This is a genomic window from Spiroplasma culicicola AES-1 (genome assembly GCF_000565175.1).
GTDB classification, from domain to species: Bacteria; Bacillota_I; Bacilli_A; order Mycoplasmatales; family Mycoplasmataceae; genus Spiroplasma_A; species Spiroplasma_A culicicola.
Genome location: NZ_CP006681.1, coordinates 718,001 through 735,697, shown reverse-complemented (window position 1 = coordinate 735,697; position 17,697 = coordinate 718,001). Strand labels below are relative to the sequence as shown.

Sequence of the window (17,697 nt, the reverse complement as noted above, 5' to 3'; positions counted from 1 at the left end):
GTAAAGAATTAGTATTTAACCTTTTTAAAAAAGAAAAATTTAAAAAAATTCTTCTTTTTTCTATGGAATGTCAGTTAATTAAAAACAATAATTAACTGACATTCGATAGATTAGAAACATAAAAAATAAATAAAACTAATATTAATTTGTAACAATTTATAAATTATTATAGGTTGGTAGGGTGGGTTTGTTGAAAGAAAGGTATACAGAAAGTGCAAAAATTATTAAGTATGATTGGGATTGTGAGTTTAAATATAACTAGTGTTAGTCCAATTTTACAATCAAAACTACAGGAAAATATTAATAATTCTTATATTAAAAATACTGAATGTATATTAAATCAAAATATTACAGCAGATGAATGTAAAAATGAAGTAATTTCAAATTATATTGAAGGTACTGATATTTTTGGAAATTATGCAAAAATATACATAGATGAATGAATTGTAAATTTAAATTATGATCTTTGATACAATTCTTCAAATACTGAATACAATTATGAAACTATTTATAGATTATTACAAACAACTGTGCCAAATTTCCATTTAGGAACTCATGAAGAGGATAAAAAAACCATTGTGCAAACTTTTATGGATAAATCTAGGGAATATGCAAATTTAAAAAGCTCAGGAATTATAATTGAAATTAAAAGGATTTTGTCACAAAAACAGGTTTCAGTGGGAATAATGGATACTTGAAAAAGATATCCAAATGATCAAGTTAATCCAACTAATCCTTGAGGTGATCAAGTTACTTGAACAGGAAATCAAAAAATTAATGGTTATCGAAGTTCAATTGCATTACCAGAGTGATTTAGATTTGCAAGCTCTATAAATGAACTTGTAGATAAATTTCAATACTTTTCATTTACTAATGCAGAAGTTAAAAGTTTTGCAAGTAATGATTCAAAAACAAATTATGATTTACGAAATTATTTTAGTACAACCAACATATTAACTCAAAATACTTTAGTAACACAAGATTATCATTACAGTAAATTTCCTGATGGAACTGTTGATTTGACAACTCGCTATGATGTATTAGTTGATGGAACAAACATAAAGATAAGAGTAAATTATCAAGGTTCATCTGTCTTTAGCAATTCAAAAAAATTTGGTTTTAATGCTAATTACGGTGATTATTTTGTTTTAGTAAATAATTTTAATCAATTTGAGCTTGAACAAAGTTATAATAAATTTCTAGCAGATTTAAATACTAGACAACCTGAGCCAGGATTACCTCCAGCTGGGGGAAGTCAAGCTGTTTCAAATCTTTTACTTCAGTTTGATGAAAATAACTTATTTCTTTTTGAAATTAATTTAAATCACGCACTGCTAGAAATACTTAGAATAACAACTTGTATGCATCCAAATTGAGAGCACAGACAATTGTTAACTTCTACATTGTTTATGATTTCAACCCAATTTGCTGGTTCATCTTCTCAAGAACGTAATTTTATTATAGATAGATTAATGGATGCATTCAATGAATATTATGATAATGGATTAATAGGTTTACTTCAACAATATTGACCAGATGTAAGTCGTTATGGAGTTGCAATTACAATTGATAATCATGATGGATATGTTACTAATTCAATTTTGCCCTGAAATCAAAATGGATAGAGCACTAAAATATTTTTATTAAAAACTACTTTAATAGTAGTTTTTTTGTACAAAACTCTATTTTTATGACGATAACTATATTGAAAGAAAAAAACTTTCATTTTGTCATTAGAATAGGAGTAAAAAATGAATGACACTAAAATTAATACTACACAAATCATAGATACACCAACTCATATGATATATTTTTACAGTATTCCCGATCAACTAATTTTTGATTGATGAGATATAGATAAATTTGATAAGAAAAAGGACTACAAGATATTTCTTATGTTTATTAAAAAACAATTTAATGTTGATTTTAAATTATCAAAGTCATCAAAAATTAGTAAGGGAAATTGGGTAAGCACATTTGAAAATGATATAATGCTTGTGGAAACAGGCAAAGATATTTTATTAGATAAATATATCAAAACTTACAATACCTATGTTTCCATAGATGAAGGTGATTTAATGCCTGCATTTTCAATAAAATGTAGAGAACTGTATAAGGAAAAATATGCAGAAATCCAAAATTTAAAACAAGAACTTGGTCAAACAAAGGCAGAGGTTGAGGACTTAAAAGAAATTTTAAGAGTTAATGGGATTAGTCTTGAAAAGAAAACTAAAAATTTAAAATATAGTTTGGAAACAAATATTTTAACAGTAGGACAAATTCAAAAAATGGATATATCTTTTGATGAAGACATTAAAGTATTTTTAGACAATGATAAAATTATTAAATTTGATCAATTAGAATCAACAAGATTTAATATTTTGGAATATCAAATAACTGCTTTATCAAAAGGCGAGGTAAAATTGATTTTTATTTCAAAAAACCATTTACCTTTAGAAATTGAAATGATTGTTCAATAAAATTAAGTTTTAAAATTATATTAACAATTTAGAATAATAAATCTTTAAATAAAAAAGTAGGAACCAAATTTGGTTCCTACTTTTTATGTTCATTTAAATAATTTAATTGCAGCATAACTAATTCATGAAGCGTGAATTATTAATACTAAATAGGCATATCAAACTTGAGAAAATTCAATATTATTGTAAAGTGACGAAGAGATTAGACTTATACATCCAGCTGGCGTTAAAAGTTTAATATATTTCATAACACGACTATTTTCATCTTGTCCTACTAAAAAACCATTTGAAGTAAATAAAATGATATAAAACAAAATCATAACAACAAAAGTGACTGTTTTAATATTATTGAAAATGTTTGCAATTATAACAGCTAACAACACGCTGAAAAATAAACTAAGGAATGGAAAGACAAAGCAACTTAATAGCAGCATTCAATTTAAATGTAAGCTAAATCAAAAAATAGCGATTAGCATTACAGGAATTAGAGCAATTAAATATGCAAAACCTAAAACTAAAAATAAATTTAATGTATACATTAAAGGACTAATTTTTGCTAACGATAATTGTTTTAACTGACGATTAATTCTTGCATTAGCAAGATCCATTGAAGCACCAATAAAACCAGCAGAATATGAATAAAATAATAATCCAACAGGAAATAGAGAACTGAAGGCTGCGCTTTTTGTTTCGGCACCTATTCCATCAATTCCTTTGATGATTAAACCATTTAAAACAACTCAAATGATTGGTGTTCCGATACAAAAGAATAAAAAGGCAATGTTTTTAAATTGTAACCTTAAAGTATGTTTAAACAATTGCTTCATAATTCATCAATTCACTTTCAATTAAAATAACTTTTTCTTTAAATTTTTTTGGCAACATAATATCTTTTGTAATTTTGCCATTTTCAATATAAATGACACGGTCACAAAGATGGGCAATTTCTTCTTTATCATGGCTAACTAATATGACTGTTGCTTCACTTTTTTCAATTGCATTTTTTAAAAGACCAATAATTTTAGATCTTCATACAAAATCAAGTGATGTTGTAAGTTCGTCTAAGAGTAAAAGGTTAGGATTATTTAATAGAGCAATTAAAAATTTAAACTTTTGTTGTTGTCCTCCAGACATTTTATTAAACTTTTTCTTTTTTTGATCATCTAATTCAAATTGAGAAAATAACTGGTTTAAATCTAATTGTGAATGAAATAAATCAAAATACATTTTTGCAATATCTAAAATGTGGCTTTCATTTCCATAACTTGTTAATTGAAAGACAGCATTCTTTCTTAAATTTTCAATTTCAATTTGAATTGAACCACTTGAGGGTTTAATTGTTCCCATAATTAATTCTGCTAAAGTTGATTTTCCTGGCTCCGTTTTTACCAACTAAAGCAATTCTTTGTCCAGTTGGAATTGTTAATTGATTAATATCTAAAACAATATTGTTTCCATATTTTTTATTTAAATTTTTAATTGTAATCATTTTGATAAGTAGTCCTTTCATTTTAATTAATTTGCAAGATTATTTTAACATTGAAAGATATATAAAATATAAGTGTTATAAAAGTTCGAAGTATTTTTTTTTTTTTTTTCACACTTATAACTTGCTTTTTTTTTTTTTTTTGTAAACTCCTCATAGGGTTTAGTATAAATAAAATGGAATATATCAAATGTGTTTTTCAAAGGAGAAAGACATATGAAAAAATTAATAAGTTTATTAGGAAGTTTAAGTCTAGTTGCCACTAGTAGTGTTACAGTTTTGGCATGTAGTTCAGGACCTAAAGATAATAATGGAGACGATAATACTTCAGAAATTAATAAACTAATAGAAGAATTTTTAAAAGATTTAAATTTAACAACTGATAATTATTGAAAAGAAATTAATAATAATTTTTTTGATGTGACTACAAATTCTAATAGTTTATTTACTTTTTTAAATCAAAAAACAATTACTGATTTAGTAGATAAAAATCAAGGAGAAGCAGTAAAAGGTGACGTATTAAGTGAAAGTGATAAAAAATATTTAGTATCAGACATTAATAAAATAATGGCTTCTGACAAAATGAAAAAATATTTTGAAGATAATATTAATAAAGAAAAATATGCTTTGATAATTGAAGGGCTAGATTTTTACAGTGGTTTTGAACCAGATTGATCGTCATTAGAAATTAATTATACTAATGATAATATTTTAAAAGATGAAAGTGAGTCAAATTTTATTTCTTATGTAAGTTTGAATTTGAATTTAAAATTCAAATATTTTGATTCAAATAATCAAGAAACTGAATATAGTTTATTAAAAAGATTTATTTTCACTTTAACTTCAAATGAAATATTAGTAGATTCAATTCAAAATTTAGAAAAAAATATTACTAATGATTATTATTTAAAAGGAGGAGACTATAGCTGAATTGATGCTAATAATTTTGGTTATGAAAATAAAAAAGATTTAGCTAATATATTTACTCCAACAAATATTGAATTTAAAAAAATATATGAAGATAATCCAAATTTTAAAAATAATATAATTGATTTTATGAAAATAAATTATTTTAAAGAAATAAGTACTGTTCCGTTAGCTTTTACTGGAGATATTATTTTTGATCAATATATAAGTAATGATTATTTAAAAGCAGAAGCAGCTGTAGAATCTAACTGAGCAAATGAAGCTGATTTAAAATTATATAATTCTATTTTTAGTAAATTAGAAAAAAATCAAACAGGTTTTTTATTTGACGAAGAAAGTTCATTGAATTCAGATTTATATAATTACTTAAATAATAATTATATAAGATATTATAATTCTTATAATTCTAGAAACAAAAGTGTATTAGAACAAATGGAAACTGAGTTAGATGAACAATTAGTTGAAAGTAAACAAATTGCTTTTGAAAATTCAATTAGTAATGGTGAAGTAAAATTAAAAGGTTTATCTATCGAAGTGAATAATTCATATATTCATCCTATTAATGATTTATCAATATTCATTTCAATTGCAATTTCAAATGATGAAACTAAAGAGATAAGAGAAGACTATAGAAAATCTTATTTATTTGGAGCAATGTATTATAATTTAGAATTAGGAATTGAAGCTTTTCAAAATGTTTTTGATATAAAAACTAGAGAAGAAAAAAGTTACAATAAACTTCCAGTTGCAAGATTTTCTGGACAAGGAATTTCTTCAAGTGGAGAACTTGATAATATATGAAATGATATTTCAGTTTCTGGACACCAGTTTCCAACAATGTTGAATGATAGTATTAGTTTAAAAAATAAAAACTTGATTAAACATAGAGATGTTTTATTAGAACAAGGTAAACAAAATATTTATAATTGATCAATAACTGCAAATACTAACACAATGATGAAGGTAACAGATACAGGAGTCATAAATGATGGTTGATATTATTCTGGTGACAGTAACATAACATGAAACTTTAGACAAAATTTTATTAATGTTAATTTTAAAATTGAAAATGTTTGAAGAACCAGAAATTTAACAATAATTGAAAAAGCACAAAAAGATTAATAGAAAAGTTGTTTTGAAAAAATAATGATGGATAATAAATCATTTCTGTATAAATCAATACCTTTTAGAATATTATTACTATTTAATATTAAAAATATTTTTAATGAATTAGTATTTTTAATACTGAATCTAATTTTATTATTAAGCTCTGTTGTGTTTGCAACTATTTCAAATTTCTTTAAAGAAGGTTCAACCTTAGTTGTTGGTTTTAACTTTTATGTATTATTTTATATTTCTTGCTTATTATTTATTTTAATTTTAAGAATGGTTCAATTTTTTTATCACAATAAAATTGAAGACAAAACAATTTTTATTGCTTTATCTAATCAAGTATCTAGAAATAAATTATTTATTAGCCAATGAATTTTAATGTTTCTAGTCGCTTTAATAAATATTGCAAGTACATTTATACTAATTAATATATTTAACTTTATTTTAGCTGGATTTAATTTAAATTATCTTTTATTGAGAATTACAACTGCATTTTTAATTTATGGAATAATCGCTAGTTTTATTTTGATTAATTTTATTTTATTTTTAATATTCATTTTTTCACTACAATCAACAACTATTATATGTACTCTTTTATTGTCTTGTACATTTATAGCAAATTTACCAGTTAGTTTTCAAAAGACTAATGAAAAAAATATGACTGTCAAATTTAAAAATAATCAATTGCTAACAGTAACTGATTTATATGAAACTTTTGATTTTCAAAAATATGTAAATCAAAATCAAATTAAATATAATAATCTATCAAAATATATAAACGATCAATTTCTTGCAAGTAAATTTGATTTTAATAGTTTTAATGTTGATGAAAATATTATTAATCAAAGAATTAATAATATTTGAAGTACATTGGGAATTATTAATTCAACTGCTTATGAAATTAAAACTTCAAATTTAACAATTAGATCTTTGCCACAAAATGAATCAGATATACCTAGTAATTGAAGTATTGGAGATAAATTAACAATAGATTTATCATTAAAAAATACTTTCATTAGTTTAGAAGAGTTAAAAATACTAGGAGCTAATGAAACTGAAGCATGAAAAAAACAAATATTAGAAGACTTATATTCATTTTCACTCTTCATACAAACTCAATTTTCAGATATACAATTGGAAAAAGCAGCGTTATTTAATGAATTTATATTTATTGATGATAATTTAAGCCAAATTACAAATGTGTCAAAAAGCGATAGCACTATAAAATTTAAAAAAGACTATTTGTTATCTATGTATAATTACCAGTTAAATGGTACTTATAAAGACTTTTTTACCTTGGCTAATGATACTTATACCTACAATTTTGTAAGAGAACAATTGAATTTTCCTTTAATGATATCTGTAAGAATTTTAGAACAATATTTTATTAAATATACAAGTAGATTTTTATTGATAACCAATAATTCTGTTCTTACTGATTCAGCAGATTGAAGTACCTATATTAGATCAAGAACTAAATTAAATATTTTCCTATATTTTAATCTTTTTAATGGAATGTGATCTAACTATACTTACTATTCTGGATATTCATATGATGATTTTTGATTTTTATCATATTCAGATTCAAAAATAGTATTTGATGAACAACAAAATATATTTTTGGGCTATCCTGAATACACTCTAAAGTTAGATGAAAATAACAAAATTTTGCCAAATACGCATAATAACTATATTAATCCTATGTTTTATATTGCTGTATTATTAATTTTCTCTTTATTTAATTTTAGTTTTGTAATATTTAAATTTAATAGAATTGACTTGAAATAAAGAGGGTGATTTTTATGGAAGATATAATAAAAGTTGAAAATTATATTAAAAAGTTTAAAAAACATTCAATAGGTAAATTTTCTTTTGAAATTAAGAAAGGAAAAATAACTGCATTACTAGGAAGTAGTGGTAGTGGAAAATCTGTTCTTATAAATTCTGTTGTTGGTTGTTACAAAAAATATAATGGCAATATTTTAATTAATGATAAATCTACTAGAAAAGCTAAAGGTTTTCAACAAAATCAAAATATCGGTTTTTATACTCAAATAGACTTTTCATTACAAAACTTTTCATTAAATAAATATTTAATGAATATGTCATTAGTAATGGGAATTAAAAGAAAAGTAATCAAAGCTAGAATCAAATATTGAATTGATTTCTTTGATTTAACAGATTCTCAATTTAAAAAAGTTAAAAATTTTTCATGAGGAATGAAAAATAGAGTTAATTTAATTTTATGCTTATTAAAAGAACCCGAAATTTTAATTTTAGATGAACCAGGAGCTAATTTAGATTCATATTGAAGAAATAAAATTAAAAATTTACTAATTGGATATAAAAATGAGGGTAAAACAATAATTATTACAGCTCATAATATTGATGAAATTTCAGATATTATTGATGATTATTTAATTATTGATCAAGGAAAATTAATTTTTCAAGGCTCTAAAAAAGAATTAAATATTTATTCAAAATACAAAGTATATTTAAAAGAATTATTTGATGTAGAAAGTTTTAGAAAATTTTTACTAGAAAAAAATATTAAAACTTTTAAATATGATGAAATGGAAAATTCTTTAGTTATAGCAATTGAAAGATATCAACAAATTAATTATTTATTTCTATATTTAATTAAAAATAATTTGCCTTTAAAAAACCTTGTAAAGTTACCAATTAATATGGAATCAATTCATAAAGCATTAGAAAATAAAGAACTTGAATAGTTAAAATAAAATATTAGTTTTATATTTTATTTTACTTAGAAAAGAGGAGAACAAAATGATAAATAATGCAACATGTAATTATTCAGGTTGTCTTAAAGAACCTAAAAAAGAAATATTAAACAGTTGATATTGCAAACACCATTATAAAGTAGTTAAAAATAGTGCAAAAGGAAGATAAGCATGTATTATGTAATGTGTAAAAATAATGACTTCTTTGTAATGGATAAAAATATGAACGTTGTTGCTCATTTTGCAACTTTTGATGAAGCTCAAAGAACTTCTTTGCAATTAAATTATCAAGCAAAAATGCAAGAAACAATGAATAGAGACAATAATGATTTATTAAATATTAATAAATATAGAACCAATAATTTAAAAGATGGCTTATCTCATATGCTTGGACAAGGTCAAGTGAGTTATGGAAATATAACAATTAATATTCCTGGTTCTGGTCAAACACGACAAAGTTCTCAAGTAAAAGATGATTTTTTAGAGCAAAAGCAACCCTTAATAATTAATAAAACTGAAAAAAGAAAGCCAATTGATCCTGTTAAGGAACCATTAACTAGGGATGCTGTTAAAGAAGTAATTGCAAATGATGTTACTAGTGTTGCAACAGATAGCAATAGTGATTCATTTATTTCAACAGGTGAAATAAATAATTTTTTACAAAAACTAGAAGAATAAAAGGAAAAAAACTATGAATAAATGAAGAATTATTTTGTCAATTTTTAATTTAACATATATTACTTTGATGTTATTTGCAAATTTAATATTGATCTTGTTGAAAGTAGATTGAAATATTATTTTATATATTAATATTCCCGATATTTTAGTTTACATTTTAAACTTAAATTTTATGTTACTTAATTTTAGTCAATCTAAAAAACAAATAAAGTTAACTCAACCAGAGGTTGAACAACTATTAGAAAATTGAAATCAACAGTTAGAATTTAATCAAAAAGATTAATCATAATTGAAATTTAGTTCTAATTGAATATATTTAAAGGGTGTAAGGGTGGGCAAGGAATCAAGCCATAATAGGTTTTCGAATAATAAATATAAACATAAACCTTACTTAATTAATAAAAAACCAATAAATATAATAAACTTCATTAGATTCATTTTTAATGAAGTAATCCCCAGTTTATTAAAAAATATTTTATTAATAAACTATAATTTTATAAATCTAATGTTTCACCCATTTGGGTGAAACATTTTTTTTTTTTTTTGTTAAAATTAGTTAGTATTTTAAATGCTATAGTGGGTTATTAATTTTTTTAATATGAAAGTGTGCACAAAAATGAGATATACCCTTTATGAAGAAAATGAAATTTTTTATATAATTGATAATTTAAATAATTCATATATTGCATCTTTTCATGATCAAAATTTAGCACAAGATTATTTGCTGACTTTAAATAATAATCTTGATCAATTAAGTGGTTTTAATAATGTAAATTATGGAAACGTTGAGATAAACATTGGTTCAGCTTCAGAGTTTGAAACAGATTATGTATCTGTGACTATGGATGATGAAGAAATTTTTAATACAGAATTTAAAAATGAAGAATCCTATCCTAGTGATTCTTCATTTATTGAATTTGATGATTATGATAAAAAAGAAAATAATAATAATAATAATAATAATGTTAAAGATAAAAAAAGTGTTAAAGAAAATAATAATGTTGAAGATAAAAATAAATTTAATAATTTAGATCAAAACACTGATAAACCAAAAAGAAGTCGCAAAAAACTTATTTTATGATTGTTATTATTAATTTTATTACTTTCATTGTTGTTAGGTTCGCTTGCATTTTTCTTTTTAAAAGATAAAGAAAAACCAAATCCTATAATTGAGATAGATAATACTAAAATTGTTTTAAAAGTAAATGAAACTATTGAAAGAAAATATAATATTTTAAATCCAATTGAAGATGAAATTCTTAAATTTAATGTTGATGATTCTCAAATTGTAGAAGTTGAGGATCATAATAGTAGTTTAATAATCAAAGGGTTGCGAGTAGGAATAACTACGTTAAATCTAACTTACTTGAATGCAGAATCTAAACATATAGACATTGAAGTAATATCCAATAACCCAGTAATTGAAATTGATACTACAAAAATTAATTTAAAAGTTGGTGAACAAATTGAGAGAGAATATGAAATTATAAATCCAATTGAAGATGAAATTCTTAAATGAGAATTAGAAGATAATACAGTTGTAGATATTGAAAATTTAAAGGATACTTTTATAATAAAAGGATTAAAACTTGGAATAACTCAATTGATATTATCTTATACAAATGCAGAAACTAAACATATAGACATTGAAGTAATACCTGATGTTCCAGTAATTGACATTGATACTCTTAAAATTCATTTAAGAGTTGATGAAACAATGGAAAGAAAATATGATATTTTAAATCCAATTGAAGATGAAACTCTTAAATGAGAATTAGAAGATAATACAATAGCAAGTGTTAAAGAAGAACAAACTACTTTAACAATAAAAGGTTTGAAAACTGGAATAACTAAGTTGACATTAAGTTATAGAAATGCTCTTAATAAAGTTATTGATATTGAAGTTTCTAATAACCCAGTAATTGAAATTGATACTTCAAAAATTGCTTTATGAATAAATGATAATGAAACAAGGGGTTATGAAATTATAAACCCAATTGAAGATGAAGTTCTTAAAATAGCATTAGAAGATAATACAATTGCTGGTTTTAAAGATGCAAATAATACTTTAACAATAAATGCTTTGAAAGCTGGAACAACTACGTTAAATTTAACCTATAAAAATGCTGAATCTAAACAAATATTGATTGAAGTTTATGATGATCCAGTAATTGAAATTTTGACTTCAAAAATAGATTTAAAAGTAAATGAAATTGTAACAAGAGATTATACAATTATAAATCCAATAGAAGGTGAAAAACTGGATAGTGAAATAGCAGATGCATCAATTGCAAAAGTTGAAAATGATAACAATACTTTAACAATAAAAGGTTTGAAAATTGGAATAACTAAGTTGACATTAAGTTATAGGAATGCAAATGATAAGGTAATAGAGATTGAAGTGCAACCTGATGATCCAGTAATTGAAATTGATACTTCAAAAATTGCTTTATGAATAAATGATAATGAAACAAGGGGTTATGAAATTATAAACCCAATTGAAGATGAAGTTCTTAAAATAGCATTAGAAGATAATACAATTGCTGGTTTTAAAGATATAAATAATACTTTAACAATAAATGCTTTGAAAGCTGGAACAACTACGTTAAATTTAACCTATAAAAATGCTGATTCTAAACAAATATTGATTGAAGTTTATGATGATCCAGTAATTGAAATTGACACTTCAAATATTGTTTTAAAAGTTGATAAGCAAATTTCAATAGATTTTAATATTTTAAATCCAATTGAAGATGAAACTCTTAAAATTGAAATTCTTGATTCTTCAATTATAAAAGTTGAAGATAAAAATAATAATTTAGAAATTAGTGGTTTGCAAGTTGGTACAACTAAACTGATATTAAGTTATAAAAATGCAATCAACAAGGAAATAGAAATAGAAATAATTGAAGATCTAGAAATTGAAGGAGAAATTGTAGATATTAAGGTATTTGATACTAATAAACTACTTGTTTTAACAGAAGAAGCTGTTTATACATTGGATTCACAAGGAAAACTTATAAAACATGAGGAGTTTAATAAAATAACTAGGATTATATCTGCAACAATAGTTGAAAGGAGTAGTAACCAATCAAGAATTTTAATTTGAACATATGGAAAGGCTTATTCTTTAAATTTTAATATGGAAATTGTTAGAGAAACTGATAATGCTAATTGATATCCTATAGCAGCTTACGCTTCTAAAAATAGTACAGATATTTATGGTGTAAATGGTTATCAAGATTTTTATAAAATAGACTCGAATGGTACTGCTAGTTTATTTAATCAAAATACACTAGCTCAGAATTTTTCTGGTATTATTGAGACAAATGCTGGAAAACTTCTTATGTTTGGAAAAAAAATAGTTACTGCCTGGAATCAAGAATGAGATCTTGTCTATGGGGGCGAAACTACTTTAGATTTAGCAACGAATATAATACAAGTAGGTAATGAATTACTTGCTCGTGAAACTATAGAAAATAATAAATTAGGAGTTTTTTATTCTACTGGAGGTTTAAAAAGCATACTTACACTTGAAATTAATTTTACAGCCTTAGCTTCATACACTGAAACAACTCAAATAATTGGAACAAAGGATGGGCATTTATATGAAATTAATAAGTCTACAATAATTAGACAGATTTATTAATTATTATTTTAATAATTAAAATTAAGTATAGAAACTAAAAAACTTTTTAGTTTAGGTTCCACCTATAGGTGGAACTTTTTTTTTTTTTTTTCATTTTAATAACTTGCTTTTTTTTTTTTTTTTTATAAACTCCTTTTAGGGTTTGTTATCAAAAAATGGAATATATAAAATGTGTTTTTCAAAGGAGAGAAAAACATGAAAAAACTATTAGCCCTTTTAGGAGCAATTGGAATGACGACTGTTTCTGCTACAACAGTGATTGCTTGTGGCAATAATGATGGAACAGGGATACCTCCAGTAGAACCTATTGATAGAGAAGAAGTTATAAAAACTTTTACAGAAGAAGTGGCAAATATAATTAATAATCATATAAGAACAAGACAAAGTTATTTAACTTCTTTAACTGATCTTGAAGAAGAATCAAATTTTAAATTTTTTAATAAAACAAAAATTGATCTATATCAAGAAGAAAGTAGACCATTAACAGAGGATGAAAAATTAGAAATTCATGATGATTTTAATAATGTCATGGCAATATCTGATTTACAAACTGAAATTAATAATTTATCAGATAAAGAAGAATATACTATAATTTTATCTAATTTATCAACTCCAATTTTTGATAATAATATTATTTTAAGCGATTTTGATATTTCTTCTAATTATAAATCAGAAGAAACTGATCAAATTTATTTAGCAAACATTAGTTTTAATTATGAAATTAAAATAAATTATGAAAAAAATACTAATGAAAATGATACTTTAAATTTTAAAAATAATTTTTTATTTGGATTAACAGATAGTGAAATTTTTAATAAAGGAACTAAGACAATGATTGAAAATGTTCAAAAAGACTTTTTACAAGAAAGTTCAGAATATAGCAATATTGAATTTTCAAGCTTGTCTAGTCCTAAAACAGCTTTAGCTGATTTGACAAATGAAATTAAAGAATTTTATGATAAAGAAACTTCTTCTAGTTTTATAAAAACATTTGTAAAAGATAATTATTTCAGTGATTCTGAATTACCATCATTACCTATAGAAATAACAGGAAATGAAATTGTTAAAGAAATTAATTGAAGTAATAGATATAGAGAAAATAATAAAACAATTACAGATACTAGCAATGATTTTGCTTCATTTGCTGAAGGTACTGAAATTGCTAAAACTTTAGATTTAATTTTTAGATGAGATATGACTAGTGAAGAGGGACAAAATTATATTGATGAATATATCCAAGAAACATATGAAGATTCAGAAGAATATTTCAATACTCAATTAACTAATTTTTACGAAAAAAACAATATTAATAAGGAAAATTCAACTATTAATAGTAACTCTATAACTCAAATAGGAACAATAAAAATAGATGGCTTAGTAATTAAATTATCTGAAGGAACCTATACTTATAATTTACCAAGTTTTGAAATAGTAGTTGGATATTCTCCAGATCTTTCAAAAGAAAGAAATGCTGATTCTTTGAATGAACTACTTTCTAACAATATCTCAAAAGCAATTAGCGTTTTTCAAGCAACTTATGGAATAGATTTTTCTAAAAGATATGATTCTATGCTTGGTGGATTTAAAGATGATGGAAGTTTATGAGATAAATGAACTTGAACAAATAATGCTTATAATAATAAAACAGTTCATACATATGTAAATCTTGAAACTCCTGAATTATTAGAATATAGATCTGATATATTGCAAGAAGCAAATCAGACTATCTTTAATTTTTCTATTTCAGGTACAAAAACTGGTGCTTATGGAATATACAAAGTTAACGAAAGAATATATCCATGAAATTTTACTTCTGGGAATAGAATACTTCCTATTATATTTGAATTTGATTATTTTAAAATATTAATTAATATACATATGGGTTCTGCTGCACTTTGACAAAAACTAACAATATTAGTTAAATAAAATAGTTATATTGATGAATACAACTAAGATAACAAGTGGAATTATTTTTAAATATCAAGTTAAAACACTTTTTGGTGATAAGAGTTTTATAGTGATGACTCTAATATCACTATTCTTTACATTAGCTCTTTCAATTGCAGTTATATTTATAAAAACAACTGATATAAAAATAGTGATTTTTAATTATTATGTATTAATTCATACCTTTGTAATCATAATTATAAATGTTTTAAAAATGATTTCATTTTTCTTTAATCAAAAAAGAGAAGATAAAACAATTAATATAATTGTGACTCAAGAATTAAAAAGAACTAAATTATTTTTCATAACAATGTTAGTGATTTTTACGCTTAATAGTATGCTATTTATATCTAATTTTATAATTCTTAATATTTTTAATTATTTTTCAGAACTAAAAATAGATCTAACTTTCTTAAGAGTAACATTAGTTTATTTAATATATTCAATGCTTATTTTATTTTTTTTAGAAAGTTTTATTATATTTTTACTATTTACTTTTTCAACTCAAATTACAACAATAATTATGACTTTAATAATGTCATTTGGTTTTATATCTTCGTTGCCGTATCAATTTTTAACTACTTCAGAGCAATCTAAACAATTGACATTTATTTCTCCACAACAAGTTTCTACTGTTCAAAAGGTTGAAGATATCTATGATGCAATTGATTTACAAAAGTATGTAAAAAGTAAAAAAATTGCTTATCCAAATCTTAGTTATTATATTAATAATAGTTTTTTAAATGAAAAAAATATGTTTAGAAGTGATGAATTTAGTTCTTCTACAAATATTTTAAAACGAATTGATATTTGAAAAAATTTAGGAATTATAAATAATTCCCCAGTAGAACTTAATTTTAAAGCACGAATAGCTTCTGTAAGACTAGATTCAGACTTAAAAACCTGAAGTATTAATGATGTGGTTGAAGTAAAAGCTAACTTAGAAAATACTTTTATTTCTAATGATCAATTAGAAATATTAATTAATGAAAAAAATGAAAATTTTGAAATATTATTAGAATTGCAACAATTTACTAATGAAATAATGACTTATTTCAATAGCTTTCAAAGACAATTTTATAATTTATTTGATGATTTTATATTTTTAGAAGAAGGCAATGTAGAAAATTATATCAAAAATGAAACTAAGAATGAAGTAAAAACATTAGAGACTGAATATTTAAAAGATATTTATCAAAATTCATTTGTAACATTAAATGGATTAACATTGAGAAATAGTGAAATTATGCCAATTGTAGAAAAACAAATGGATCAAGGTGGTTTTTTCAATCCCTTGATGTTATCAATAAGAATTCTAGAAAATTATTTTATTAAATATACTTCAAATTACATTCTATCAAGTACTTATAGAATTGAAACAAATTCAGCAGATTGAATAGCATATAAAAAAAGTAGAGATTTTTATAATATATTTTTTCAAATAAATTTTATGTCAAATGTATTAAATAATTATACATATTATGCTGGATTTAGTTATCAAGACATTTGATTTGAACCAGATTATAAATCAAATATATCTTTTAAAAAACAAGAAAATATGTTTTTACCATATACAACATATACTTTTAAAGTGGAAAATCAAATAATTCGGGGAGATTCTTATAATAATTTTATTCCTGTTTATTTTTACTTAATTATTCAAGCTGGTTTTGCACTAATTTTATATTGTATTTCACATTATAAGTTTAAAAAGATGGATTTAAATTAAAAGGAGATTAGTTATGGAAGAGCTTATTAAATTTGAAAATTTTACAAAAAATTTTAAATATAGTAAAGTTGGTCCTATAAGTTTTAATATTAAGCCTGGACGCATAATTGGGTTATTAGGTAGTAGTGGTAGTGGCAAGACTGTTATTTTGAATTCATTAACTGGAATTATTAAGAAATTTAAAGGTTCAATTGAAATTAATAAAATTAATCGAAAATCTCAAAACTATTATAAGTCAAATAGAGAAATAGGTTATTATACTCAAATGGATTTTTCATTGTATGATATTTCCGCTTATAAATTTTTAATTGATATTTGTATGATTTTTGGAATTAAAAAAACTGAAATTGCCAAAACAGTTGAAAAATGAATGGTCTTTTTTGATTTATGAGAAAGCAAAGATAAAAAACTTAAGAATTTTTCATGAGGAATGAAAAATCGTATAAATTTTATTATTTGTTTTATAAAAAATCCCACTCTTATTATTCTTGATGAACCTGGAGCAAACCTAGATTCTATTTGAAGAAATAAGATTAAGAATTTATTAATAAAATATAAAAATGAAGGAAAAACAATAGTTATAACTGTTCACAACATTGATGAAATGGCAGATATAATTGATGATTATGTAATTTTAGATGCAGGAATGAAAGTATTTGAAGGATCAAAAGAAGAATTAAATATTTATTCTAAGTACAAAATTTATCTTAAAGAGTTCTTTGATGTACAAAATTTTAGAGATTTTTTATTAGAAAAAAATATTAAATCTTTTAAATACGATAAGGAAGAAAATTCTTTAGTTATAGCAATTGATAAATACCAACAATTGAATTTTTTATTTTTGTATTTGATAAAAAATAATTTACCCCTAAAAAATCTTGTAAAATTGCCAATTAATATGGAGTCAATTTATAAGGCATTAGAGGATAAAGAAAAAATAGACTAAA

Annotated in this window: 15 protein-coding genes; 12 read left to right on the top strand and 3 right to left on the bottom strand. The window is 23.1% G+C overall.

Features of this window, described 5'->3' with window-relative positions:
- The first annotated feature begins 212 nt into the window (after positions 1-212).
- Both SCULI_RS03350 and SCULI_RS03345 read left to right on the top strand, forming a co-directional pair.
- The gene (locus SCULI_RS03350; protein WP_025363232.1) at positions 213-1,625 is read left to right on the top strand and encodes a hypothetical protein; all 1,413 of its coding nucleotides are present in this window, start codon (positions 213-215) and stop codon (positions 1,623-1,625) included.
- Between the two features lie 126 nt (positions 1,626-1,751).
- The gene (locus SCULI_RS03345; RefSeq protein ID WP_025363231.1) at positions 1,752-2,480 is read left to right on the top strand and encodes a hypothetical protein; all 729 of its coding nucleotides are present in this window, start codon (positions 1,752-1,754) and stop codon (positions 2,478-2,480) included.
- An 83-nt stretch (positions 2,481-2,563) separates the two neighbouring features.
- Here SCULI_RS03345 and SCULI_RS03340 read toward each other — a convergent pair whose 3' ends face one another.
- The 3 genes from SCULI_RS03340 to SCULI_RS05700 are packed head-to-tail and all read right to left on the bottom strand — an operon-like array spanning position 2,564 to position 3,969.
- Entirely contained in the window at positions 2,564-3,307 is a 744-nt protein-coding gene (locus SCULI_RS03340) for an ABC transporter permease (RefSeq protein ID WP_025363230.1), read from the bottom strand.
- Entirely contained in the window at positions 3,291-3,827 is a 537-nt protein-coding gene (locus SCULI_RS05530) for an AAA family ATPase (protein WP_025363229.1), read from the bottom strand. Before SCULI_RS05530 ends, SCULI_RS03340 begins: the two co-directional genes overlap by 17 nt.
- On the bottom strand, positions 3,814-3,969 hold the full coding sequence (locus SCULI_RS05700) for a hypothetical protein (RefSeq protein WP_158499959.1): 156 nt from the start codon (positions 3,967-3,969) through the stop codon (positions 3,814-3,816). Before SCULI_RS05700 ends, SCULI_RS05530 begins: the two co-directional genes overlap by 14 nt.
- Positions 3,970-4,182: 213 nt before the next feature.
- Between SCULI_RS05700 and SCULI_RS03330 the strand changes: the two genes are divergently transcribed.
- The 10 genes from SCULI_RS03330 (at position 4,183) to SCULI_RS05620 (ending at position 17,696) form a co-directional block, all read left to right on the top strand.
- On the top strand, positions 4,183-6,015 hold the full coding sequence (locus SCULI_RS03330) for a lipoprotein (protein WP_025363228.1): 1,833 nt from the start codon (positions 4,183-4,185) through the stop codon (positions 6,013-6,015).
- A 24-nt stretch (positions 6,016-6,039) separates the two neighbouring features.
- Positions 6,040-7,794, top strand: a complete 1,755-nt coding sequence (locus tag SCULI_RS05525; RefSeq protein ID WP_148294463.1) for an ABC transporter permease — start codon at positions 6,040-6,042, stop codon at positions 7,792-7,794.
- 14 nt (positions 7,795-7,808) lie between these two features.
- A complete protein-coding gene (locus SCULI_RS05625) occupies positions 7,809-8,738 on the top strand; it encodes an ATP-binding cassette domain-containing protein (protein WP_025363226.1) in 930 nt (309 codons plus the stop codon).
- A gap of 55 nt (positions 8,739-8,793) precedes the next feature.
- Positions 8,794-8,916: a hypothetical protein gene (locus tag SCULI_RS05785; protein ID WP_269077171.1), complete on the top strand. Its 123-nt coding sequence runs from the start codon at positions 8,794-8,796 to the stop codon at positions 8,914-8,916.
- A gap of 2 nt (positions 8,917-8,918) precedes the next feature.
- Positions 8,919-9,425 (top strand): hypothetical protein, encoded by a 507-nt coding sequence (locus tag SCULI_RS03315; protein WP_025363225.1) that lies wholly within the window; start codon positions 8,919-8,921, stop codon positions 9,423-9,425.
- Between the two features lie 13 nt (positions 9,426-9,438).
- A complete protein-coding gene (locus SCULI_RS03310) occupies positions 9,439-9,708 on the top strand; it encodes a hypothetical protein (RefSeq protein ID WP_025363224.1) in 270 nt (89 codons plus the stop codon).
- Between the two features lie 333 nt (positions 9,709-10,041).
- On the top strand, positions 10,042-13,074 hold the full coding sequence (locus tag SCULI_RS03305; protein WP_025363223.1) for a hypothetical protein: 3,033 nt from the start codon (positions 10,042-10,044) through the stop codon (positions 13,072-13,074).
- Positions 13,075-13,269: 195 nt separating this feature from the next.
- Positions 13,270-15,000, top strand: coding sequence for a lipoprotein (locus SCULI_RS03300; RefSeq protein ID WP_025363222.1), 1,731 nt, complete (start codon positions 13,270-13,272; stop codon positions 14,998-15,000).
- Positions 15,001-15,013: 13 nt separating this feature from the next.
- Positions 15,014-16,750: an ABC transporter permease gene (locus tag SCULI_RS03295; RefSeq protein ID WP_038648083.1), complete on the top strand. Its 1,737-nt coding sequence runs from the start codon at positions 15,014-15,016 to the stop codon at positions 16,748-16,750.
- A 13-nt stretch (positions 16,751-16,763) separates the two neighbouring features.
- On the top strand, positions 16,764-17,696 hold the full coding sequence (locus tag SCULI_RS05620; protein WP_025363220.1) for an ABC transporter ATP-binding protein: 933 nt from the start codon (positions 16,764-16,766) through the stop codon (positions 17,694-17,696).
- Position 17,697 lies beyond the last annotated feature (1 nt).